At 70.0% G+C, this 22,689-nt stretch carries 18 protein-coding genes; 8 read left to right on the top strand and 10 right to left on the bottom strand.

Going from position 1 to position 22,689, the window contains the following annotated elements; translation table 11 throughout:
- The first annotated feature begins 38 nt into the window (after positions 1-38).
- Positions 39-1,439 (top strand): hypothetical protein, encoded by a 1,401-nt coding sequence (locus CV755_RS29935; RefSeq protein WP_109283367.1) that lies wholly within the window; start codon positions 39-41, stop codon positions 1,437-1,439.
- A complete protein-coding gene (locus tag CV755_RS29930; RefSeq protein ID WP_109283366.1) occupies positions 1,421-2,530 on the top strand; it encodes a glycosyltransferase family 4 protein in 1,110 nt (369 codons plus the stop codon). Before CV755_RS29935 ends, CV755_RS29930 begins: the two co-directional genes overlap by 19 nt.
- A gap of 66 nt (positions 2,531-2,596) precedes the next feature.
- Here the strand turns inward: CV755_RS29930 and CV755_RS29925 are convergent, their stop codons facing one another.
- From CV755_RS29925 to glgP, 8 genes are all read right to left on the bottom strand, one after another.
- Positions 2,597-3,499 carry a hypothetical protein gene (locus CV755_RS29925; RefSeq protein ID WP_109283365.1) on the bottom strand — a complete coding sequence of 301 codons (903 nt, stop codon included), beginning with the start codon at positions 3,497-3,499 and terminating at the stop codon, positions 2,597-2,599.
- Positions 3,496-4,005: a hypothetical protein gene (locus CV755_RS29920; RefSeq protein ID WP_153068769.1), complete on the bottom strand. Its 510-nt coding sequence runs from the start codon at positions 4,003-4,005 to the stop codon at positions 3,496-3,498. Before CV755_RS29920 ends, CV755_RS29925 begins: the two co-directional genes overlap by 4 nt.
- On the bottom strand, positions 3,983-5,257 hold the full coding sequence (locus CV755_RS29915) for a hypothetical protein (RefSeq protein WP_109283363.1): 1,275 nt from the start codon (positions 5,255-5,257) through the stop codon (positions 3,983-3,985). Before CV755_RS29915 ends, CV755_RS29920 begins: the two co-directional genes overlap by 23 nt.
- A gap of 63 nt (positions 5,258-5,320) precedes the next feature.
- A complete protein-coding gene (locus CV755_RS29910) occupies positions 5,321-5,629 on the bottom strand; it encodes a DUF6317 family protein (protein WP_109283362.1) in 309 nt (102 codons plus the stop codon).
- Complete coding sequence (locus CV755_RS29905) at positions 5,629-5,874, bottom strand: SAV_915 family protein (RefSeq protein ID WP_109283361.1); 246 nt, start codon at positions 5,872-5,874, stop codon at positions 5,629-5,631. The genes CV755_RS29910 and CV755_RS29905 overlap by 1 nt, the downstream gene beginning before the upstream one ends.
- A 47-nt stretch (positions 5,875-5,921) precedes the next feature.
- Positions 5,922-6,994 (bottom strand): IS630 family transposase gene (locus CV755_RS37265; RefSeq protein ID WP_422070576.1). Its coding sequence is split into 2 segments (ribosomal slippage): positions 5,922-6,548 and positions 6,551-6,994, totalling 1,071 coding nucleotides; the frame shifts between segments, so codons are not numbered across the junction.
- 60 nt (positions 6,995-7,054) lie between these two features.
- Positions 7,055-7,177, bottom strand: a complete 123-nt coding sequence (locus CV755_RS36820; RefSeq protein WP_277751871.1) for a hypothetical protein — start codon at positions 7,175-7,177, stop codon at positions 7,055-7,057.
- A gap of 144 nt (positions 7,178-7,321) precedes the next feature.
- Complete coding sequence (glgP, locus tag CV755_RS29890; protein ID WP_109283623.1) at positions 7,322-9,949, bottom strand: alpha-glucan family phosphorylase; 2,628 nt, start codon at positions 9,947-9,949, stop codon at positions 7,322-7,324.
- Positions 9,950-10,103: 154 nt separating this feature from the next.
- Between glgP and CV755_RS29885 the strand changes: the two genes are divergently transcribed.
- The 5 genes from CV755_RS29885 (at position 10,104) to glgB (ending at position 18,719) form a co-directional block, all read left to right on the top strand.
- Positions 10,104-10,499: an MmyB family transcriptional regulator gene (locus CV755_RS29885; protein WP_109283360.1), complete on the top strand. Its 396-nt coding sequence runs from the start codon at positions 10,104-10,106 to the stop codon at positions 10,497-10,499.
- Between the two features lie 492 nt (positions 10,500-10,991).
- Positions 10,992-12,989, top strand: a complete 1,998-nt coding sequence (locus CV755_RS29880; RefSeq protein WP_109283359.1) for an alpha-1,4-glucan--maltose-1-phosphate maltosyltransferase — start codon at positions 10,992-10,994, stop codon at positions 12,987-12,989.
- Entirely contained in the window at positions 12,986-14,683 is a 1,698-nt protein-coding gene (treS, locus tag CV755_RS29875; protein WP_109283358.1) for a maltose alpha-D-glucosyltransferase, read from the top strand. Before CV755_RS29880 ends, treS begins: the two co-directional genes overlap by 4 nt.
- Positions 14,684-14,917: 234 nt before the next feature.
- The gene (locus CV755_RS29870; RefSeq protein ID WP_109283357.1) at positions 14,918-16,324 is read left to right on the top strand and encodes a maltokinase N-terminal cap-like domain-containing protein; all 1,407 of its coding nucleotides are present in this window, start codon (positions 14,918-14,920) and stop codon (positions 16,322-16,324) included.
- Positions 16,325-16,364: 40 nt separating this feature from the next.
- Positions 16,365-18,719, top strand: coding sequence for a 1,4-alpha-glucan branching enzyme (gene glgB / locus CV755_RS29865; protein WP_241561447.1), 2,355 nt, complete (start codon positions 16,365-16,367; stop codon positions 18,717-18,719).
- A gap of 128 nt (positions 18,720-18,847) precedes the next feature.
- Here glgB and CV755_RS29860 read toward each other — a convergent pair whose 3' ends face one another.
- The gene (locus CV755_RS29860) at positions 18,848-20,509 is read right to left on the bottom strand and encodes an MFS transporter (RefSeq protein ID WP_109283356.1); all 1,662 of its coding nucleotides are present in this window, start codon (positions 20,507-20,509) and stop codon (positions 18,848-18,850) included.
- Positions 20,510-20,634: 125 nt separating this feature from the next.
- Here CV755_RS29860 and CV755_RS29855 point away from each other — a divergent pair, with 125 nt between their 5' ends.
- Positions 20,635-21,276 carry a TetR/AcrR family transcriptional regulator gene (locus CV755_RS29855; RefSeq protein ID WP_109283355.1) on the top strand — a complete coding sequence of 214 codons (642 nt, stop codon included), beginning with the start codon at positions 20,635-20,637 and terminating at the stop codon, positions 21,274-21,276.
- Between the two features lie 84 nt (positions 21,277-21,360).
- Here CV755_RS29855 and CV755_RS29850 read toward each other — a convergent pair whose 3' ends face one another.
- Positions 21,361-22,689, bottom strand: coding sequence for a cation:dicarboxylate symporter family transporter (locus CV755_RS29850; protein ID WP_422070602.1), 1,329 nt, complete (start codon positions 22,687-22,689; stop codon positions 21,361-21,363).

The raw sequence follows: 22,689 nt of genomic DNA, 5'->3' as shown, positions 1-22,689 counted from the left end.
TCCCCGGCCCGCTGCTGACTTCACCCCCAGGAGTTCCCTTGCGCGACGATTGGGAGCACGCTCACACAGACTTCACCAGGCCCGCGCAGCGCCCGGCCCCTGCCTCGCTGGCCGAAAGCGAGAGCGATTGGCGCCGCTATCTGGAGGGCTCCACCCCCAACGGGTGGCTGATCCAGCACAGCGCGATGGCCGAAGCGCTCATCAGCGGACGACCCATGTACCTGCTGCACACCACTAAGGACATCACCGCCATCCGCACCAGCGGTGAGCTGCACGTCTCCACTGGGTGCTTGGTCGGAGCCCTGTACTGTTCCCCTCTGGTCCGTCAGCGCAAGGGACTGCGCCCGCACAACCTCGGCGCCTACCTGATGCAGACGAAGCCCAACACCACGCCCATGATCTTCGAGGTCACCCCGGACGCTCCGATCCCCACCAAGGGCGTGGACTATCTGCACCTCGGCGCGATCCACCTGCGCACCTACGTTCGTTACCAGAGCTTCCTTACCCCGGCCGAGAATGACCAGCTCGATCGCGCCCTTTTGGCCGGGCTGCGCGCCGCGGCCGTGTTCTTCGACACGGCCCTGCGCAACGCAGCCGGCCGCGCGACCGCAGCCCCCGAGTTCATCGACCAGTTGGCTGCCGCCGTGCCCGCTGTGCCGTTCCTCGGCTACCTGTATTTCGAGGTGCTGTCCGAGTACCTGATGCTCCACTCCACTACTCCGGAGACCAAGTCCTGCGCCCAGGCCGGGGAGTTGAACAACTGGCTGTACAAGAGAATCGCGTTCGCCGCCGTGGACGGCATGCACGACCTCTTCGACCTGGCCCGCTTCAATCCGCGTCATCAGCAGCTCGTCCAGCTCATCGACGGCATGGAACCCTCGCTCGCCCCGAGAGTCGCCGAGTACGTGCGGCGGCGGCTGTCCCACCTGTTCGCCCGGACCGCACTGCACCCATCCCAGGACACTGCATCGGTCACCTTCCAAGGCTCTGATCTCAGCACGCTCTGGCAAGTCGCGCCGGGACTGATCGGCCAGATGATCTTCCGCGAGATCCGGTACCTGCCGCGCTACCAGCAGCTCTACCACTGCTTCGAGAAGGCCAAGGCACTGGAAGCATGGGACTACTGGAACCACGAGGGCATCCCTACACCCTTCAACGGCATCCTCCCCAAGGGGGAGATCGGGATACACCCCGTCTACCCCCGGTCGGCCATCAGAGCGTGGACGGCCAAGCAGGACAGCAAAGGCTTCCTGCACCCAGCCCAGGAGGTCAGCGCCGTCTTCACGCCGCACCTGGCGTCGTGGTGGGCGCCACCTCGTCACCGCGGACGGAAGACCACAGCCAACCCGCGGACCACAATGGACCGCGAAGCCCCGTCCTTGGGCCCCGCCCACCGGTCATCCATCAAGGGGATCTCCGCATGGCCACGAAACCCCTGACCATCGTCACGGGCATCAACCGCGCTTCCGAGCCGTCGTCCGGGAGCCTGACCCTCGTCAACGACCTCTACCGCGCCATGTCCGACACCCATACGACCTTCCTCGGAAGGACACCGGTCGATCAGGCGTGGAAGGCCGCTTTCGATCACCTGATTCCCCTTTCCACGACAAAGCGCCCCCAGGGTCCCGGATTCGGCCAGTACATTGACCAACTGACGCGAGAGGTCGGGGCGCTCATCGAGCAGCTCCGGCCGGACGCCATCCACGCCCAGTACGTCGGGTTCGCACTCAGTCTGGCCCTCAGCCGAATTGCCGGCACCATCCCCATCGTCGCCATCGCCCACGGCCCCGAGGTGGCGGCGGCCGAGCGCAGCGCAGCGGAACACGAGGCCATGAACGAGGTCGCCGCCGCCAGCGCCGCGATCGTCACCCCAACCTCCGTCCTCGCCGACCAAATCGACCGCCTCACCGGGCGCCGGTTCACCGATCACATCACCACCATCCCGTGGGGCATTCGTCTGGCCGATGCCCAGGTACGCCATCAGCCAGTTGCCGGGACGCGGCCCCTGTCTCTGGTGCACGCCGGTCGCCTGGACGACAACAAGTCCACGATCACGGCCATCGAAGCCCTCACTCTCACCGATCAGCCCCATTGCCTGACCGTGATCGGTAAAGGGCCCCTGCGGGAGCATCTGGAACAACGAGCTGTCGAACTCGGCCTGCGGGACCGGGTCCACTTCGATCAGTACCTGCCTCGCGCTGAACTGTGGTGCCGTCTGCCGCACTTCGACGCCTTCGTCTTCACGACCAGGGGTCTGGAGGCCTTCGGGCTCGTCCTCATCGAAGCCCAGGCCCACGGGCTCCCCGTCGTATACTCCGACCTCCCCGGCGTGAGGGAAATCCTCGGGAGCTCGGGCGTTCCTTACGCTCCCGGCGACCCGCGCTCGCTAGCCACGGCCCTGGACGAGCTGGGCCAGAACTTCCACCAGCGCAAGGCCCTGGCCAAGGCGGCTGTCCGTAACGCGCGCCGATACGACATCACTTGCACCGGCCGTCAACTACGCGAACTGACGCTCCGTGTCACATCCTGACGCCGATGTTCGAGAGACGGTATAAACGCCGCCGCGCAACAGCGCCGTACCGGCGCTGACCTCCACTTAATCTCCGATGACCAACGCCCCCACACCCAGCACCACCGCAGCGCAAAAAGCGCCGGTCAGGACGCGGGTCGTCCAGCGTGCCGCCTTGGGGTGCTCTTCCTTGGTGATGCGTCTGCCCAGGAGCACGCCCGGCAGGCCGGCGCACAGAAGGCAGAGGGAGAAGCTGAGGGCCGCCAGCCAGCCGCAGGCGGCCGATGCGTTGGTGGAGTAGTAAGTGCCGCCGTCACGGGAGACCGCGACATGCCGGCCGACCCTGTATTCCGTGTCGATGGTCGCCGTGGGATCGACGGTCCTGCCGTCATCCGACCGGAAGGTGCCGGTCGATCCCACCGAGCAGCCGCCACGGCTGGTGTAGCTGCAGTAGGTTCCGGTGACGGTGAGCGTGCCCTGGGTGCCGGACCAGCCCAGCGCATAGGGGAGTGAGCTCCCCGCATAGCCGCCCATGCCGAGGGCCATCAGCAGGATGAACAGGGCGCCCAGGCGCATTGACCAGCGCGGTTTGTCTGGAGCCGGAGGGCGCGTGGGGCGAGAGGGAGCGGCGGGACGGGACGGGCGTGGCAGGTCTCTTATGGTCAGCTCGGCACTCAGCGCGCCCAGCAGATATGCGGTCAGCGGAAGCAGCAACGGCACGGCGATCAGGCGGCCATGGCGCCATCGGCCGTCCGCCTGTTCCGCCTTGCGCGTCGCCGTCCAGCCGAGTGAGAGGGCGATGGCGCAGGCCACCAATTGCACGGCGTTGAGCGCGAGACGGTAAGGCTCCGGGAGGTGTTCGGTCACCGAGCGGTGGGCGTCGTAGAAGAGGCTGGCCAGAACCGCGGTGAAGGCCAGGCCGAGAACGGTCCTGCGCACCCGCCACAGCCAATAGCCGGCGCCAACCGCCGAGGGTGAGGTGGCCGTCATGGCCGCTGCCCGAGCGCCCTCCGGGCCCCCGCCTCGGAGGGCAGTTCGCGGACGAAGGCGTTGGCGCAGACCATGCCCACGCCGTACGCCGCCAGCGCGGGCAGCAGCGGCAGGGCGAGCAGGGCGGCGAACCGGCCGCTCAGGGCGGCGGAGACGCCGCGTTGGCGGCCGGAACGGTGCTCCTCCCAGGTCTGTTCGGGGGTGGGAGGATTCAGCAGCCGCTCCCGGAGCCGCTTGCGGGCCGAGCGCCAGCCGAGCGTCAGGCCGGTCAGACAGGCGGCGGCGAGGAGCAGATGGCAGGCCAGCCGCGCCCAGGAGGGGAGGGAGGCCACCGCGAGGCGGTAGACGCCGAAGGCGAAGCCGCCAACCGCCAGATAGACCAGGAGCTTTCCGGCGGGGGACGCCACCCGGCGTATCCAGTAGCCGGGGCCGCGATGGTGCCAACTGGTGCCCAGACCGGGGAGCTTGGCGGGGGCGAGCGGGTCAGAAGATGCTCTTGAGGCCATGCCAGACGCCCTTCCCCGCACCCTTGACCAGATTCCAGCCGTCATGCGCGGTCTCGGAGGCAATATGCTTGCTGCCAAAGGCGATTCCGCCGATCACCCCGTGATCGTGGATGTCCTCCTTCCAGTGCTCATGCAGCGCGTTGTCGATGAGCATGGTGCTTCCGATCACCACCACGCCGCCGACCCCGGCCGCCACCGCCACCGGCGCGTCCGCCAGCGCCAGCGCGGTCACCGCCGTACCGGCTGCCAGGCCACCGAAGTTGGACGTGCCATTGATCACCAGGGAGCGCTTCCAGGACATTCCCCTGTCGTGGTCGGTCTGGGCGCCCAGAATGCCGCAGGCCCCGGCCGCGGCCACATCCACCACCGGGATCTCCCGGAGGAACTTGGGCAGGGCCTCCAGTCCCCTGCCCATCTTGAGCGCCTCGGCCGCGTCGGCCACCTTGACATTCAGCGGACCGTCGGCGGGCAGCCGCCCGGAGCCCGCGTCCTTGATGGTGGCGTCCAGCTGCATGACCTGCTTGATGGCATCCGCATAGCGGGACTTCGCCGGGAACTCGGCGGGCAGGGACTTGCCTTCCTTGGTGAAGGCTTCGACCTCCTTCTGCAGCGCCTTCTTGGACTCCTCCATCTCCTTTTTCGCGGAGTCCAGTTGGGCCGCCGCCTTGTCGCCCTTTGCCCGGTGGGCCTCGGCGTCGATGGCATAGAGCCCGCGCAGATAGTCGGCCAGCGTGACCTTGTCGCCGGTCTGCAGCCCGGAGGTGGCCGTGACCTGGTCGTAGAGCGCGTTGAGCCGGCGGGCCGCGTCGATCCTGGCCTTCTGGGCGGTGTGCAGGCACTCGGCGCGGGCGGTCTCGTACTCATTCCTGGCCTTGACGACCTTGTCATCGGCGCCTGCCGGGGGATCCATGGACTGGCCCTGGCCGCGCATGGTCACCCCGGCCCGTACCGCCACATCCTCCGCGTTGTGCAGCGCGCTCTCCGCGGTCTTCAGGTCATTGGAGAGATCGGTCAGTACCTTGCCGACCGAGCTGACAAAGGCGCTGAAGGCGCCCGCCGTCATGGCGTCGGTGCTCCATTTGGCCAGGAAGGCGGTGGCCGACTCGCCCTGCCACCCCATGACCTTCACCAGTGAATCCACCGATGTGCCAAGGGGCTTGAGCGGACCGTTGAGATCCTTCTCCGCGTCCGTGTAGGCCAGGCCCATGGCCGCCAGTCCGCCGATGTCGCCGCCGACCCAGCTGTCCGTCACCGCGCTTTCCCCCGTACTCGATCCGTACTTCGTTCCGTAATGCGTTCCGTCTGGTCCCGGTGCTTACCAGGCTTTGTGTTTGTCGTCCGTCAGGTCCTCATAGACCTCTGCCTCATTGGCGTCGTTGTTGCGGAAGGAGTTGGTGGCGTATTCCACCTTCTTGCCGTGGTCCTCGATCCGGGTGGCGAGGGCATCATGCAATTCCTTGATCAACTCAGCGACGGCATTGATCGAATGGTCGAGTGCCGCATCTCCCGATGACGCGACCGCCGGGCTGACCTTCGAAGCCAGCCCCCGGAAATTCTTCCCTTCCCGGTGAAAGGTCGTGTACATCGTCTCAAGGGCCTCGTACTTGGCCGCGTGGTCGGCCATCAGCTCACCTTCCGGGCGTATTCCTCAAGGTCCTGCGGCGTCCAGTTGTGGTGTCCCGGCTCGATCACCGGGTCGAGGTGCACCATCGGCAGGCCCGCGTCCCGCATGGCCTCGGTGAACGGGCCGATGGAGGAGGCCAGCCAGGGCTGCGCCGGGCCCAGCGCGGCAACGAGTTTCTCCAGGGTGGTGAAGGCCACCGGCACCGCCGGTCCGGAGGGATGCTGCAACAACTCAAAGGCGATCAACGGCGCTTCACCGTTCGCCGGATACTGAGCTTGTCGTTGTGATGTCGTCAGGGTGATCTGGTCTGCGGGAGTCCGGTTGCGGTGAGGCATGCGTCGATGAGGTGACTGCGGTACTGGATCTCGCGCAGGCCGTGCCGCAGGTGCCGGACGAACTGGTCGGGGTCGGTGAAGGCGGTGTTGGTCTGGGAACTGCGCCGCAGCAGTGACCAGATGCCCTCGACCGGGTTGAGGTCGGGCGCGTAGGGCGGCAGGTGGAAGGCGGTGATCCAGTCGTGCCCGGCGATGAAGTCGCGCATCCCGGCGGCGCGGTGGGTGTTGAGGTTGTCCCAGACCACTACGAGTGGGGCGCCGAGCTGCTGGTGGGCGGCCACGAGCAGGTCACGGAAGTCGGTCCAGGCGAAGCTGCGGCGCTCTTTGGTCTTGTGGTCCTTGTGCATCATGGGCCGGTAGATCAGGCGTGAACGTTCGCCTGGGCGGTAGCAGCACAGGGCGGCCAGGGAGACTCTGCGCCGGGAGCGTCCGCGGACCCGGACCACCGGAGTCCGGCCTCGCCTCGACCAGGTGCGGGTGGTGGGCGGCGTCATCGAGAAGCCGGCCTCGTCCTCGAAGACGACGTAGGCACCGAGCGCCGCCGCGGTGCTTCCACCTGCGGCCAGGTCTCCCTCACCCATCCCGTGATCGCGTCCTCGTCGCGCTCCAGCGCACGCCGGGCCGGGACCTGGTGGCTCCACCCGTGCCGCCGCAGCATCTGCGCGATGGCCGACAGCGTGATGCTCTTGTGGAAACAGCGCCCGATCAGCGTCCTGATCCGGTCCAGAGTCCAGGTCTGGTCCGGCCAGCCGTGCGCGACCGGCCCCTTGTCCAGCTCCTGTTCCAGCACCGCGAACAGGGCCTCGCTCAGCTTGGGGCGGCCTGGTGAGCCCCTGGACTGCAGGGCCTTCGGGCCGCCGTCGTTCCAGGAACGGCGCCACCGCTGCACCGACCGCACGCTGACCCGTAATCGCTTGGCCACCACGGCGTTGTCCTGTCCGGCGGCGAACATCCTGGCCGCTTCCACACGGATGCGCTCACGGAATGCCCGCCGTTCGGCGGTCAAGCCACCGCCTTGCGGATACCTCATGACTCGGGCATACCGCGACGATCACCACCCGTCAGCCCCCACGACATCACACCGACAAGCTCAGTAACGAGGATGGGCCGGGACGAATACCGGGGTGGCATAGGACAGTCCGTCGTCCTGGCCTTTCTCCCGGTCCGCCTCGTCGTAGTAGTCGAGGATGCGCGACTGCAGTGGCTCCCCCATGCGCCTCTCCTTCCACAACCGAGATCGGCGCACATCGTAGGCACAGGACAAAGCACTCCAGTCGCGCAATTCACCTCGCAAGGCGACAGGTCCATAGGGAATCCATATGGCGAATTGACCCGCCATTGACCCGCCGCCGGGGACTCAGCGCATCAACACCCCCGCCGCCTCCCCCGAAACCTCCGCCGGCACCGCCACCAGTCCCAGTTCCGCCCCATGGGCCAGCAGCCGGTGGGTGGGCAGGATACGGACCGTGTAGCCGAAGGGGCCGGTGCGGTCCAGGGTGAGGGGGCCCTCGTAGAGGCGGCGACCGTCCAGGGCGGGGGCGCCGGTGGGCTTCAGGGGAAAGGCGGTGGTGGCGGTGAGGCGGTCCGCGGTGTCCACCCGGCCGGTGACAACCTGGACCTCCACATCGGAGGCGTCCAGCTCGCCCAGCCGCACGCTCACCCTCAGCGAGAGGGTGGCGCCCAGTTCGGCGGTGCCATTGAGCGGGCCGTCCGAGACGGCCTCCACATGGTCCACGGCGACGCCCGGCCAGGCGGCCGTCACCCGCGCCTTCCACTCGGCGAGCTCCCACGCCGCCTCGGGAGTGAGCGCCCGCTGTGCCTCGGCCGCGGGACCATAGAGCCGCTCCACATACTCACGCACCATCCGGCCCGCCAGCACCTTGGGTCCCAGGGTGGCCAGGGTGCTGCGCACCATCTCGATCCAGCGGCCGGGCAGTCCGTCCGGTCCGCGGTCATAGAAGCGCGGGGCGACCTGGTTGGTGAGGAGTTCATAGAGGGCGGCGGCCTCCAGGTCGTCGCGGCGTTCCTCATCCGTGCCGGAGCCGTCGGCGGTGGGGATGGCCCAGCCGAAGTCGGGTTCGTACCACTCGTCCCACCAGCCGTCCAGCACCGAGAGGTTGAGACAGCCATTGAGGGCGGCCTTCATTCCCGAGGTGCCACAAGCCTCCAGCGGGCGGAGCGGGTTGTTCAGCCAGATGTCACAGCCGGGGTAGAGCTTCTGGGCCATGCCCATGCCGTAGTCGGGCAGGAAGACGATGCGGTGCCGCACCCGGGGGTCGTCGGCGAACCGGACCAGCTCCTGGACCAGGCGCTTGCCCGAGTCGTCGGCCGGGTGGGCCTTGCCCGCCACCACGATCTGCACCGGCCGCTCGGGGTCCAGCAGCAGCCGGGTGAGGCGCTCGCGGTCCCGGAGCATCAGGGTCAGGCGCTTGTAGGAGGGGACGCGCCGGGCGAAGCCGATGGTGAGCACATCCGGATCCAGCGCCCCGTCGATCCAGCCGAGTTCGGCGGTGCCGGCGCCGCGCTCCCGCCAGGCGGCGCGCAGCCGCTCGCGCACCTCCTCCACCAGCTGTTCGCGCAGGGTGCGGCGGAGTTCCCAGATATCGGCGTCGGGGATCTCGGCGACGGAGTCCCAGCGCTCGGAGCCGCCCACGGTCAGGGCCTCCTCGGCCTTGCTGACCCCGATGTGCCGGGAGCCCAGCCGGAAGACCTCGGGGGCGACCCAGGTCGGGGCGTGCACCCCATTGGTGATGGAGGTGATGGGCACATCCTCGGCGTCGAAGCCGGGCCACAGCCCGCGGAACATCTCCCGGCTCACCTGGCCGTGCAGGGTGGAGACGCCATTGGCGCGCTGGGCCAGCCGCAGCCCCATCACGGCCATGTTGAACAGGGCGGGGTCGCCGCCGGGATAGCTCTCGGTGCCCAGCGCCAGGACGCGTTCGGTGTCCAGCCCGGGGAGTTCGGCGTCCGGGCCGAAGTGCCGGGCGACCAGCTCCCGGTCGAAGCGGTCGATGCCGGCCGGTACCGGGGTGTGTGTGGTGAACACCGCGCCGGCCCGTACGCTCTCCAGCGCGGCGTCGAACTCCACGCCGCGCTCGACGAGTTCACGGATCCGCTCCAGGCCCAGAAAGCCCGCGTGGCCCTCGTTGGTGTGGAAGACCTCGGGCGCCGGATGGCCGGTGAGCCGGCAGTAGCTGCGCACCGCGCGCACCCCGCCGATGCCCAGCAACATCTCCTGCAACAGGCGGTGTTCGCTGCCGCCGCCATAGAGCCGGTCGGTGACATCGCGTTCGCCGCTGTCGTTCTCCTCCACATCGGAGTCCAGCAGCAGCAGCGGCACCCGGCCCACCTGGGCCCGCCAGATATGGGCCAGCAGCCGGCGGCCGCCGGGCAGGGCCAGGGCGACCCGGCTGGGGCTGCCATCGGCCTCGCGCAGCATGGACAGCGGGAGTTCATTGGGGTCCAGCAGCGGGTAGTGCTCCTGCTGCCAGCCCTCGCGGGAGAGGGACTGCCGGAAGTAGCCGTGCCGGTAGAGCAGTCCGACGCCGATCAGGGGAACACCCAGGTCGCTGGCGGACTTCAGATGGTCCCCGGCCAGGATGCCCAGGCCGCCGCTGTACTGCGGCAGAGCCGCGGTGATGCCGAACTCCGGGGAGAAGTAGGCAATGGCCGCCGGGAGGCCGGGCGGCCGCTCCTGGTACCAGCGACGGCCGGTGAGATAGTCGTGCAGATCGTCGGCCGCGGCCGCCAGCCGGCGGCGGAACCGCCGGTCCTCGGCCAGGGTGGCCAGGCGGGCCGCGGAGACCGAGCCGAGCAGCCGCAGCGGATCGCCGCCGGCGGCCCGCCAGCCCTCGGGATCCAGGGTCTGGAACAGCTCGCGGGTTTCGGGATGCCAGGACCAGCGCAGATTGCGCGCCAGCTCGCTGAGCGGTCGTAGGGGCTCCGGAAGGACGGGGCGCACGCTGAATCGACGAATGGCCTTCACCCGCACGACGGTAGCGGCGCGACGCGCTCGCGTTGGGCTCAAGCGGCCAAGTCCCTCCTTATGCCTGATACGGGGCCCCGTCAGGGGCGCACCCAGCCCGTGTTGACTGGTGTGCATGGACACACCCGCGCCGGCCCAGCCGGCCTGAGTGAGCGTGGCGTACTACCCGCGGCTGGAGCAGGGGCAGTCGGCCAACGCCTCGGACGCGGTGCTCCGGGCCATCGCGGGCGCCCTCCGGCCGAGCACGGATGAGCGTAGCCATCTGCTCAATCTGGCGGGCCCGGCCCGCTCCGGGCGGCGTACCGCGTCTCGGCCCTCGGTGGCGGGCCCGGCCGAGGACCCGGTGCCGCCCCGGACGATCGGTGAACTGACCATGAAAGGCGAGGAGTTCGCCGCCCTGCCGGCCCGGTATCCGGTGCGCGCCTGCGCCGCCGGCATCAAGGACTTCCCCCACCCCCTGGTGGGGCCACTGCGGCTGCCCGGTTCCCCGGTGCGAACCTCCGCCGGTGGGCGCGTAGTTGACGACCGTCAGGAGTCGGCCACCGGTTGATGCTTCGGTACGACCGAGAAATACGTCCGGTGTCCGCCTAAGGTATTCCAAGGCCAGAAGTCGCTGCGACCTTCGAACTGCGGGCCTGGGCACCGCTGGGCCGTCCGGCCCGTGGTCGTCCCGTTTCCTCGCATTGCAGCCGATCGACCCGGGTAGCAGACTCCGTACGAGTGACGGAGGCCGGGGAGCCGTCCCAGGCGGCGCCGGGGGCACGCCAATGAACTACGCACCGGTAGTTCGCACGGTACGGGCATGCTTGCCCGCGCCTGCTGGGAAAGCTCACCGGTATACAGAAACGCGCTTCCGTCCTCACCGACCATGGTCCGGATTCCGCTTCGTTCTGGTCCATCTTCCGCCGCCCACCCGAGTGAAAGCGGACAGGAGCAGTCATGCCCGAAGCCAGCCGACTGCCAGCCGAGCGGATAGAAAGAGCAGAACCCGCCGTTTCCGGGCCCGCTCCCTCCGCCCTCCCCCGAACCCCCAGGTGATTCCATGATCGGCCGTATTCCCGTCCTGGACCTCGCCCCGCTCGTAGACTGCGGCCGCAGACCGGCCAAGGCCGTGGTCGGCGAGAGCTTCGAGGTCACCGCCACGGTGTTCCGTGAGGGCCATGACGCCGTGGGGGCCAATGTGGTGCTCCGGGACGCGGCGGGCCGCAGCGGACCCTGGTGCCCCATGCGGGAGTTGGCGCCCGGCACCGACCGCTGGGGCGCCGAGGTGACCTGTGACTCCGCCGGCCGCTGGACCTATGCGGTGGAGTCCTGGAGTGATCCGGTGGGCAGTTGGTGGCACAACGCCCGGATCAAGGTCCCGGCCGGCATCGACACCGAACTGGTCCTGGAGGAGGGCGCCCGGCTCTATGAGCGGGCCGCCGCCAATGTGCCCAAGAACAACGGCCGCCAGGCGGTGCTGCGGGCCGCCGAGGCCCTGCGCGACGAGGGGCTGCGCCCGGCGGACCGGCTGGCCGCCGCCCTGGTGCCGCAGGTGGTACGGGCGCTGACCGACCACCCCCTGCGTGAACTGGTCACCGCCTCCCGCCCGCTGCCGCTGCTGGTGGAGCGGGAACGGGCACTGTTCGGCTCCTGGTACGAGCTGTTCCCGCGCTCGGAGGGGGCGGTGCTGGGCCGGGACGGCGTACCGGTGCGCAGCGGCACCTTCAATACCGCGGCCAAGCGGCTGGACGCAGTGGCGGCGATGGGCTTCGATGTGGTCTATCTGCCGCCCATCCACCCCATTGGCACCTCCTTCCGCAAGGGCCCCAACAACGCGCTGACGGCGGGCCCTTGTGATGTGGGCAGCCCCTGGGCGATCGGTTCCGCCGAGGGCGGGCATGACGCCATCCACCCGGATCTGGGGACCTTCGAGGACTTCGACCGCTTTGTCGCCCGGGCCCATGAGCTGGGGATGGAGGTGGCGCTGGACTTCGCGCTCCAGTGCTCCCCGGACCACCCCTGGGTGGACAAGCACCCGGAGTGGTTCCATCACCGCGCGGACGGCTCCATCGCCTATGCGGAGAACCCGCCCAAGAAGTACCAGGACATCTATCCGCTGGCCTTTGACGCGGACTTCGACGGCCTGGTGCGCGAGACGCTGCGGCTGCTGCGGCTGTGGATGGACCATGGGGTGCGGATCTTCCGGGTGGACAACCCGCACACCAAGCCGGTGTGTTTCTGGGAGAAGGTGATCGCCGAGATCGGCCGCACCGACCCCGATGCGATCTTCCTGGCCGAGGCCTTCACCCGCCCCGCCATGATGCGCACCCTGGCCGCCATCGGCTTCCAGCAGTCCTACACCTATTTCACCTGGCGCAACACGAAGCAGGAGCTGACCGATTACCTCACCGAGCTCAGCCGTGACACGGCCTCGGTGATGCGTCCCAATCTCTTCGTCAACACCCCCGACATCCTGCACGCCTATCTCCAGGAGGGCGGCCGGCCGGCCTTCGAGGTGCGGGCGGTGCTGGCGGCCACCCTCTCCCCGTCCTGGGGCGTCTACGCCGGATACGAGCTGTGCGAGAACATCCCGGCGCACAGCGGCAGTGAGGAGTACCTCGACTCGGAGAAGTACCAACTACGGCCCCGTGACTGGGAGTCGGCCGAGCGGGCGGGGCGCAGCCTGGCCCCGCTGATCACCGTGCTCAACCGGCTGCGCCGGAGCCTGCCGGCGCTGCGCCGACTGCGCAATCTGCGCTTCCACCACGCCGACAACGACTCGGTGATCGTCTACTCCAAGCGCTCCGGTTCCTGTTGTGTGCTGGTGGTCGTCAACCTCGACCCCCACCACACCCAGGAGGCGACGGTCTCGTTGGACATGCCGGAGCTCGGCCTGGACTGGCACGACTCCGTCCCGGTGCGCGACGAGCTCACCGGCGAGACCTACCACTGGGGCAGGGACAACTATGTGCGCCTGGAGCCGGGCCGTTCCCCGGCGCCCGCGCATGTGTTCTCGCTGCGACCGTCCTCACCGATCGGAGGGTCACCCACACCATGAGCGTCAACGAGCCCGTACCGGACACCTTCGAGGACACTCCGGCCAAGGACCGTGATCCCGACTGGTTCAAACGCGCGGTGTTCTACGAGGTTCTCGTACGTTCCTTCCAGGACAGCGACGGCGACGGCATCGGCGACCTCAAGGGGCTGACCGCCAAGCTGGACTATCTGCAGTGGCTGGGCGTGGACTGCCTGTGGCTGCCGCCGTTCTTCCAGTCCCCGCTGCGGGACGGCGGCTATGACGTCTCCGACTACACCTCGGTGCTGCCGGAGTTCGGCGATCTGGCGGACTTCGTGGAGTTCGTGGACGCGGCACACCAGCGCGGTATGCGCGTCATCATCGACTTTGTCATGAACCATACGAGCGATCAGCACGACTGGTTCCAGCAGTCGCGCACCGATCCCGAGGGCCCGTACGGCGACTACTACGTCTGGGCCGACGACGACAAGCAGTACCAGGACGCCCGGATCATCTTCGTGGACACGGAGACCTCCAACTGGACCTTCGACCCGGTGCGCAAGCAGTACTACTGGCACCGCTTCTTCTCCCACCAGCCGGATCTCAACTACGAGAATCCGGCGGTGCAGGAGGAGATCCTGGCCGCCCTGCGGTTCTGGCTGGACCTGGGCATCGACGGCTTCCGGCTGGACGCGGTGCCCTATCTCTTCGCCGAGGAGGGCACCAACTGCGAGAACCTGCCCGCCACTCATGCCTTCCTCAAGCGGGTACGGGCCGAGATCGACGCGCACTACCCGGACACCGTGCTGCTGGCCGAGGCCAACCAGTGGCCGGAGGACGTGGTGGACTACTTCGGCGACTTCGCCAAGGGCGGCGACGAGTGCCATATGGCCTTCCACTTCCCGGTGATGCCGCGGATCTTCATGGCGGTGCGCCGGGAGTCGCGCTACCCGGTCTCCGAGGTGCTGGCCAAGACCCCGGAGATTCCGGCCCGTTGCCAGTGGGGCATCTTCCTGCGCAACCACGACGAGCTGACCCTGGAGATGGTCACCGACGAGGAACGCGACTATATGTACGCCGAGTACGCCAAGGATCCGCGAATGCGGGCCAATATCGGCATCCGGCGAAGGCTGGCACCGCTGCTGGACAACGACCGCAACCAGATCGAGCTGTTCACCGCGCTGCTGCTGTCGCTGCCCGGCTCGCCGATCCTCTACTACGGCGATGAGATCGGCATGGGCGACAACATCTGGCTGGGCGACCGGGACGGGGTGCGCACCCCGATGCAGTGGACCCCGGACCGCAACGCGGGCTTCTCCTCCTGCGATCCGGGACGGCTCTACCTCCCCACCATCATGGACCCGGTCTATGGGTACCAGGTGACCAATGTGGAGGCGGCGATGAGCAGTCCGTCCTCGCTGCTGCACTGGACCCGGCGGATGATCGAGATCCGCAAGCAGAACCCGGCCTTCGGGCTGGGCTGCTACACCGAACTGACGTCCAGCAACCCGGCGGTGCTCGCCTTCCTGCGCGAGTACAAGGACGACCTGGTGCTGTGCGTCAACAACTTCTCCCGTTTCGCCCAGCCCACCGAGCTGGATCTGCGGGCCTTCGGCACCCGGCATCCGGTGGAGCTGATCGGCGGGGTGCGCTTCCCCGCCATCGGTGAACTGCCCTATCTGCTGACCCTGGCCGGGCACGGGTTCTACTGGTTCCGGCTGCGCCGGGACCACTAGCCGGGCCGTCCGCGCGGGGGCCCGGCCGCCCCCGCGCAAGGACACGTTTCGCACGCCGTCCTCGGGAAACCCTCCCTACTACACACGAGCCGGGCCCAGCCGATCGATTCCGTGGCGGTCCCTTCCGTACGGACGATCCTCGCCCGACACGTCCCGCACCGCGCACCGCTCAAAGCCGCAATCCGGGACACTTTGCCCGAATCTGTCGTGTGCCCCGGGGAAAGGACGCGACGCATGTCGGACGCTGCACCGCCCCATCCGGACACCATGGCGGAACCGCTGGCCTCGCTCGCACCACTGCTCACCGCCTGGCTGCCCAGGCAGCGCTGGTTCGCCGGCAAGGGACGGCCGATCACCGGGCTGACCCCGGTCACCAGCACCGAACTGCTGCCCGATGGCGCCCTGCTGCATCTGCTGCTGCGGGTGCGGCAGGACGGAGAGCACCCCGGCGACTGCTATCAACTGCTGCTCGGCGCCCAGGACTCCCCGCCCGCCCGGCTGGGCCCGGCCTTTATCGGCCGCCCCGCCACCGGGCCGCTGCGCGGCCGCGCCGTCCATGACGCGCTGGCCGACCCGCGCCTGGCCACCGTGCTGCTGGAGCGGCTGCGACTGCCCGGCCGGCTGGGACCGTTGCGCTTCGGCCGCGAACCGCGCACCAACATCCCCGCCGGGCTCGCCCCCCGCCAGCTGGGCGCCGAACAGTCCAACTCCTCGGTGGTGTACGGGGACGCCTTTATCCTCAAGCTCTACCGGCGGATCGCCCCGGGCCTCAACCCGGACCTGGAACTGCCCCGCGCCCTGGCCCGCGCGGGCTGCACCCGGGTACCCGCCCCGGCCGCCTGGGCCGAGGCCGAACTCCCCGGCGAAGGCAGCGAGTTGGCCACCCTCGGGGTGCTCCAGCCCTTCCTGGCGGGTTCCGCCGACGGCTGGCAACTGGCCCTGGGCGCACTGGGAATGGCCGCCGACTTCTCCGCCTGCGCCCGCGCCCTGGGCCAGGCCACCGCCGAGGTGCACCGGACGCTGGCCGCCGTACTGCCCACCGCCGGGCTGGACGCCGCCCGGCTGGACCGGCTGGCCGCCGCCATGACCCGGCGGCTGGAGGCCACCGCCGAGGCCGTGCCCGAACTGCGCCCCTACCGGTCGGCGCTGGGGGCCGCCTATGCGGACCTGGCCGCCTCCGGCACCGGCGGGCCCGTCCGGCGCGCCCAGCGCATCCATGGCGATCTGCACCTGGGGCAGGCGCTGCGCACCCCGGCCGACGGCCGCTGGTCACTGATCGACTTCGAGGGCGAGCCGGCCCGCCCGCTGGCCGAACGCCGCCGCCCGCAGCCGGTGGCCCAGGACATCGCCGGCATGCTGCGGTCCTTCGACTACGCGGCCGCGGTGGGCCGGGCCGAGGGCGGCAGCTGGGCCGAGCGCGCCCGGGAGGCGTTCTGCGAGGGCTACGCCCGGGTGCACACCGACCCCCGTGAGGACCCGCTCCTGCTGCGGGCGCATGAGACCGACAAGGCCGTCTACGAGGTCCTCTACGAGGCCCGCCACCGGCCGGACTGGCTGCCGGTCCCGATGTCCGCCGTCCGCCGGCTGGCCGCCCGGGCCGACGGCGCCCGCCGGGAACGGGGCACCGCGGCCGCCCCCTGAAGCCCCGCCCCGTACCGACCACCTCTGGGAGGACCACCCCGTGACCGCACGACCGCCGTCCGGCCCGCCGCCCCGCCGGGATCCCGGCCCCGGGCACATCCCGGCCACCTTTCTGCCCGGCCCCGCCCGGCCCGCGCACCCGCCGGCACCGCCATCGGCGCCCGCCGTGCCCGCCGTGCCCGCGCCGGGCCGCCATGGGGTACGGCCGGCCGGCCCGCTGGACCCCGGGGAGCGCGAGCGGCTGCTGCGCGGCGCCCACCACGATCCGCACGCCCTGCTGGGGGCGCACCATGCCCCCGGCGGGGTGGTCTTCCGTGCGCTGCGGCCGTTCGCCAAGTCGGTGACGGTCTGCGCCAAGGGGCTGCGCGCCGAGCTGCTGGACGAGGGGGACGGGCTGTTCGCCGCGGTGCTGCCGCTGGCCGGGATCCCCGCCTACCGGCTGCTGGTGCGCTACGCGGAGGCGGAGACCGAGATCGAGGACCCGTACCGCTTCCTGCCCGCGCTGGGCGAACTCGATCTGCATCTGATCGGCGAGGGCCGGCACGAGGAGCTGTGGCAGGCGCTGGGCGCCCGGCCGATGGAGCACCAGGGGGTGCACGGCACCCGGTTCACCGTCTGGGCGCCCAATGCCCAAGGGGTGCGCGTGGTGGGCGACTTCAACCTGTGGGACGGCACCGGCCACCCGATGCGCTCGCTGGGCGCGACCGGGGTGTGGGAGCTGTTCGTCCCCGGCGTCGGCGAGGGAGAGCTCTACAAGTTCCAGATCACCCGGCCGGACGGCTCGCACACCATGCGCGCCGACCCGATGGCCCGGCGTACCGAGGCCCCGCCCGCCACCGCCTCCGTGGTGCACCGGTCGCACCATGTGTGGCGGGACCAGGAGTGGATGGCCCGGCGGGGCGAACGGCCGGTGCACCAGGCGCCGTTCTCCGTCTATGAGGTCCATCTCCCCTCCTGGCGCCCAGGGCTGAGCTACCGCCGGCTGGCCGAGCAGCTGCCTGCCTATGTGTCCGATCTGGGCTTCACCCATGTGGAGTTCCTGCCGGTCGCCGAGCATCCCTTCGGCGGCTCCTGGGGCTACCAGATCACCGGCTTCTACGCCCCCACCGCCCGGCTGGGCACCCCCGATGACTTCAAGTACCTGGTGGACGCCCTGCACCGGGCGGGCATCGGGGTCATCATGGACTGGGTACCGGCCCATTTCCCGCGCGACGAATGGGCGTTGGCCGAGTTCGACGGCCGTCCGCTGTATGAGCCACAGGACCCGCAGCGGGCCGCCCATCCGGACTGGGGAACCCTGGAGTTCGACTTCGGCCGCACCGAGGTGCGCAACTTCCTGGTGGCCAACGCGGTCTACTGGTGCCAGGAGTTCCATATCGACGGCCTGCGGGTGGACGCGGTGGCCTCGATGCTCTACCTGGACTACTCCCGGCAGCCCGGCCAGTGGACGCCCAACGCCCATGGCGGCCGGGAGAATCTGGACGCGGTGGCCTTCCTCCAGGAGATGAACGCCACCGTCTACCGCCGCTGCCCCGGGGTGGTCACCATCGCCGAGGAGTCCACCGCCTGGGACGGTGTCACCCGGCCCACCCATCTGACCGGGCCGGGCGGCTTCGGCGGGCTGGGCTTCGGGCTGAAGTGGAACATGGGCTGGATGCATGACTCCCTGGAGTACGTCTCCAAGGAGCCGGTCCACCGTAAGTACCACCATGGCGAGATGACCTTCGCCATGGTCTATGCCTACAGCGAGAACTATGTGCTGCCCATCTCCCATGACGAGGTGGTGCACGGCAAACGCTCGCTGGTGTCCAAGATGCCCGGCGACTGGTGGCAGCGGCGCGCCACCCACCGGGCGTTCCTGGGCTTTATGTGGTCCCATCCCGGCAAGCAACTGCTGTTTATGGGCCAGGAGTTCGCCCAGGGGGCGGAGTGGTCGGAGAGCCATGGCCCCGACTGGTGGCTGCTGGACCCCTCGTACGCGGCCGAGGCCGACCACCGGGGCGTCCGCGACCTGGTACGCGACCTCAACACCCGCTACCGCGAGCTGCCCGCGCTCTGGGAGCGGGACACCGATCCGGCGGGCTTCTCCTGGGTGGACGGGGACGCCGCCGAGGACAATGTCTTCGCCTTTCTGCGGTTCGCCGCCGATGGCAGCCCGCTGCTGGTGGTCAGCCACTTCTCACCGGTGGTGCGGCCGGGCTACCGGCTGGGGGTGCCGGGCGGCATCCCGCTGTGGGAGGAGTGCCTCAACACCGACGCCCTGCGCTACGGGGGCGGCGGCGTGATCCACCCCGACCCCGTCAAGGCCGAACCGGTCCACCACCAGGGCCGCCCGGCCAGCGTCCAGCTGACGCTGCCGCCCCTGGCCACGGTCTGGCTCCGCCCGGCCCGGTAGGAGTGGGGCGCCCCGCAGGGGGCGCCCCATGGGGGCGCGGGGCGGCCACGTATGCGGCTCCGCCGCGTGGGCGCGACCAGCCACCGACGGCCCGCACCCGAAAGCGGGCCCCGGGCGGGCCGGGCGACTCAGACGCGCTCGGCCTCCCGGGACTCGCTCACCGGCTCGGCCTGGTGGGCCGTCGCCTTACGACCCGGCAGCAGAAGCGCGACCACCACCGTGCCAACCCCCAGCACCACCGCGCCCACCACACTCGTGTGCGCCACCGCGTCCGCGAAGGACTTGTGGACGGCGTCCACGATCTGCTGGGCCTGCTGGGCGCCGAGCGCGGCGGCCTTCTCCGGGCCCAGTTTGGGCGCGGCCTGGGCCGCCACCTGCTTGCCGGCCTCCTTGGCCACATACAGGCCCGCGCCCACCGAGTCCTGGGCGGCGGACAGCGCCTTGCCGGGGAGGCCGGGCGCGCCCGCGGCGGCCGCCTTGTGGGCGGCGTCGGCCAGGTTGGACGAGTAGGTCTTGGCCAGCACCGTGCCCAGGATGGCGATGCCCAGCGAGCCGCCCATCTCGATGGAGGTGCTGTTGACCGCGCCGCCCACGCCCAGCTGGGTCTCCGGGAAGGAGCCCATGATGGCGTTGGTGCAGGGGGACAGCGACAGGCCGATGGCCAGGCCCAGGATGATCAGCGGCAGGACGAAGTCGTCATAGGTGGAGGAGGCGTCCACCCGGGTCAGCAGCGCGATGGCGACCGTACCGACGGTCATGCCCAGCGCCACGGTGACCTTCATGCCCACCTTGGGGGTGAGGAAGGCGGTCAGCGCGCCGCCCACGAACACCGCTCCGGCCAGCGGCAGCATCCGCACCCCGGTGTCCAGGGCCGAGTAGCCCAGGACGAACTGCAGATGCTGGGTGAGGTAGTAGAAGGCGCCGAAGACGGCCAGGAAGAACAGGGCCACGGCCAGCGTGGAGCCGGCGAAGGCGCGGCGGGTGAAGCGGCGTACATCCAGCACCGGGCGCGGGTGGCGCAGCTCCCACAGGATGAAGCAGACCAGGCCCACTCCGGCGGCCACCGCGGCGCCGATCGCCTTGCCGCCCCAGCCGAAGTGCGGGCCCTCGATGATCATGTAGATCAGCGAGCCGACCCAGATCACGGACAGCAGGCCGCCGATGTAGTCGATGTTCTCCACGCCCTCGGCCTTGGACGGCGGGACCAGCAGCAGGGCGCCCACCACGCCGAGCAGGGCGATCGGCACATTGATCAGGAAGGTGGCGGACCAGCCGTGGTCCTCCAGCAGCGCTCCGGCCACCAGCGGGCCGACGGCGATGGCCAGTCCGGCGGTGGCGGTCCAGATGGTGATCGCCTTGGCGCGCTCGGCCTTGGGGAAGGTGGCGGACAGCAGGGAGAGGGTGGCCGGCATGATCATGGCGGCGCCCACTCCCATCACCGCGCGGGCGGTGATCACTCCGGCCGCGCTGTGCACCAGGGATCCGGCCACCGAGGCCCCGGCGAACACCAGCAGGCCCAGCACCAGGGCCCCGCGCCGGCTGTATTTGTCACCCACCGCGCCCAGGATCAGCATCAGCGCCGCATAGGGCACGGTGTAGCCGTCGATCACCCACTGGAGGTCGGCGCTGCCCAGACCGAGGTCCTTGACCATGTCCGGCGCTGCCACGGTCAGCGAGGTGTTGGCCATGACGATGATCAGCAGGCTGATGCACAGCACCCCCAGCGCCCACCATCGCCGCCGGTAGGGCCCGTCCAGCTCATGGGCCGGTGTCCGCATGCCGAGCGGCATCGCGTGTACTCCCCTCTCTCGCACAGCCCACTTGCACAGAGCTGTGCAATTACACAGTGCTGTGCAATTTACGCCGCCACCTCGCCGCTGGGCAAAATGAGGCTCACCGAGTGAGAAGAGGTGCGATGACCGGCCGAGCGGATGCCAATCGCCGCCACATCCTGGGCGTCGCCCTGGCGGAGCTGCTGCGCGACCCGGACGCCAGCATGGAGCAGATCGCCCGCGCCGCCGGGGTGGTCCGGCGCACCGTCTATGGGCACTTCCCCAGCCGGGACGCGCTGATCGCGGCCCTGGTGGACGAGGCCGCGGTGGCGGTCGGCGCCGCCCGCGCCGCCGCGGTGGCATCCGCGGACGACCCGCAGGACGCCGCCGAGGCGCTGGCCCGCGCCGTGCTCGCCATGTGGGAGATCGCCGACGGCTACCGGCTGCTGGTCTCCCTCGCCCAGCGCAGCGTCACCATGGAGGGCATCCGGCGCCGGCTGGAACCGGTGCGCCGGGAGGGCGAGGCACTGCTCCAACGCGGCCTGGACACCGGGCGGTTCACCTCCCCGCTGCCCGCCGCCGCCCTGGCCTATGTCCATGAGCAGGTGCTCTTCGGCCTGATGCAGGCCGTCAACGAGGGGGTGCTGGACCCGGCGGAGGCGGGCCGCTCGGCGGCCGTCACCGTACTGGCCGCGGCGGGCGTCCCGGCCCCGGAGGCCGGCCGGCTGGTGACCCGGCTGCGCGGGCGGGCGGGCACCCAGCCGGGGAAACCCGGCGGGAGTTGAGGACCCCCACGGCGTCGGCCCCGCGGTGCCGGGTGATGGACCTGAGCCGGGGTGGGGCCCGGCTCCGCCGTGGGGGTGGCTTGTTCAGACCGTGACCGGCTCGCCCTCCGGTTCACCGGCCTGCGGCGTACGTTCCTCGAACGGCAGCCGCCCGGCGAGGACTTCGGCCATCCGGGCCCGGTCGATCTCCTTCATCCAGATGCCGATCAGCACCGTGGCCACCGCGTTCCCCGCGAAGTTGGTCATGGCGCGGGCCTCGCTCATAAAGCGGTCGATGCCCACGATCAGCCCCACACCATCCACCAGTTCAGGGCGGTGCGACTGCAACCCGCCGGCCAGCGTGGCGAGTCCGGCGCCGGTCACCCCGGCCGCGCCCTTGGAGGCGACGATCATAAAGAGCAGCAGCGAGATCTGCTGCCCCAGGGCCAGCGGCTTTCCCATGGCCTCGCCGATGAACAGGGCGGACATGGTGAGGTAGATGGCGGTGCCGTCCAGGTTGAAGGAGTAGCCGGTGGGCACCGTGACGCCCACCACCGGGCGGCTCACGCCCAGGTGTTCCAGCTTGGCGATCAGCCGGGGCAGGGCGGACTCCGAGGAGGAGGTGGACAGGATCAGCAGGAACTCCCGCCCCAGATACCGCAGCAGGGCGAAGATGCTCACCCCGGCCACCAGCCGCAGCAGCGCCCCCAGCACCACGATCACAAACAGCGCACAGGTCAGATAGAAGCCGATCATGATGACGGCCAGCGACTTCAGCGCATCGGTGCCGGTCGCCCCGACCACCGCCGCCATGGCGCCGAACGCCCCCACCGGAGCCGCCCACATGATCATGGCAAGGATCCGGAAGACCAGGGTCTGCAGATGGCCGATCCCCCGCAGCACCGGCTGCCCGGCCGGGCCCATGGCCTGCAGGGCGAATCCGGTCAGCAGCGCCACCAGCAGCGTCTGGAGCACCTGGCCGCCGGTGAAGGCGGAGACCAGGGTGGTGGGGATCATCCCCAGCAGGAAGTCGGCGGTGGACTGGTGCGCCCCCTTGGCCTGGGCCGCGCCCGCGTGCCGCAGGCTCTCGGTCAGATGCAGCCCGCTGCCGGGCTCCAGCACATTGCCCACCACCAGGCCGATGGCCAGGGCCACGGTGGACATCAGCAGGAAGTAGCCCAGCGCCAGCCCGCCCACCGCGCCCACCTTGGCGGCCCGGCGCACCGAACCGATGCCCAGCACAATGGTGCAGAAGATCACGGGCGAGATCATCATCTTGATCAGATTGACGAACCCGGTGCCCAGCGGCTTGAGTTCCACGGCCCAGCCGGGCGCGGCCAGGCCCAGCACGATTCCGGCCAGCACCGCCGCGATCACCGCGAGATAGAGATAGTGCGTGCGGTCCCGCCGCCCGCCCTCGCTCAGGGATGCCAC

It is taken from the genome of Streptomyces orinoci (assembly GCF_003121295.1).
GTDB classification, from domain to species: domain Bacteria; phylum Actinomycetota; class Actinomycetes; order Streptomycetales; family Streptomycetaceae; genus Streptomyces; species Streptomyces orinoci.
The sequence above is the reverse complement of the archived record's forward strand: the minus strand, read 5'-3'. Positions and strand labels throughout refer to the sequence as shown.

Excerpts from the sequence above, each read along its gene's own strand:
- CV755_RS29870 (WP_109283357.1), top strand. The coding sequence starts at position 14,918 with ATGTCGGACGCTGCACCGCCCCATCCGGACACCATGGCGGAACCGCTG.
- CV755_RS29925 (WP_109283365.1), bottom strand. The coding sequence starts at position 3,499 with ATGACGGCCACCTCACCCTCGGCGGTTGGCGCCGGCTATTGGCTGTGG.
- CV755_RS29920 (WP_153068769.1), bottom strand. The coding sequence starts at position 4,005 with ATGGCCTCAAGAGCATCTTCTGACCCGCTCGCCCCCGCCAAGCTCCCC.
- CV755_RS29880 (WP_109283359.1), top strand. The coding sequence starts at position 10,992 with ATGATCGGCCGTATTCCCGTCCTGGACCTCGCCCCGCTCGTAGACTGC.
- CV755_RS29860 (WP_109283356.1), bottom strand. The coding sequence starts at position 20,509 with ATGCCGCTCGGCATGCGGACACCGGCCCATGAGCTGGACGGGCCCTAC.
- CV755_RS29930 (WP_109283366.1), top strand. The coding sequence starts at position 1,421 with ATGGCCACGAAACCCCTGACCATCGTCACGGGCATCAACCGCGCTTCC.
- CV755_RS29910 (WP_109283362.1), bottom strand. The coding sequence starts at position 5,629 with ATGGCCGACCACGCGGCCAAGTACGAGGCCCTTGAGACGATGTACACG.
- CV755_RS36820 (WP_277751871.1), bottom strand. The coding sequence starts at position 7,177 with ATGGGGGAGCCACTGCAGTCGCGCATCCTCGACTACTACGACGAGGCG.
- CV755_RS29855 (WP_109283355.1), top strand. The coding sequence starts at position 20,635 with ATGACCGGCCGAGCGGATGCCAATCGCCGCCACATCCTGGGCGTCGCC.
- treS (WP_109283358.1), top strand. The coding sequence starts at position 12,986 with ATGAGCGTCAACGAGCCCGTACCGGACACCTTCGAGGACACTCCGGCC.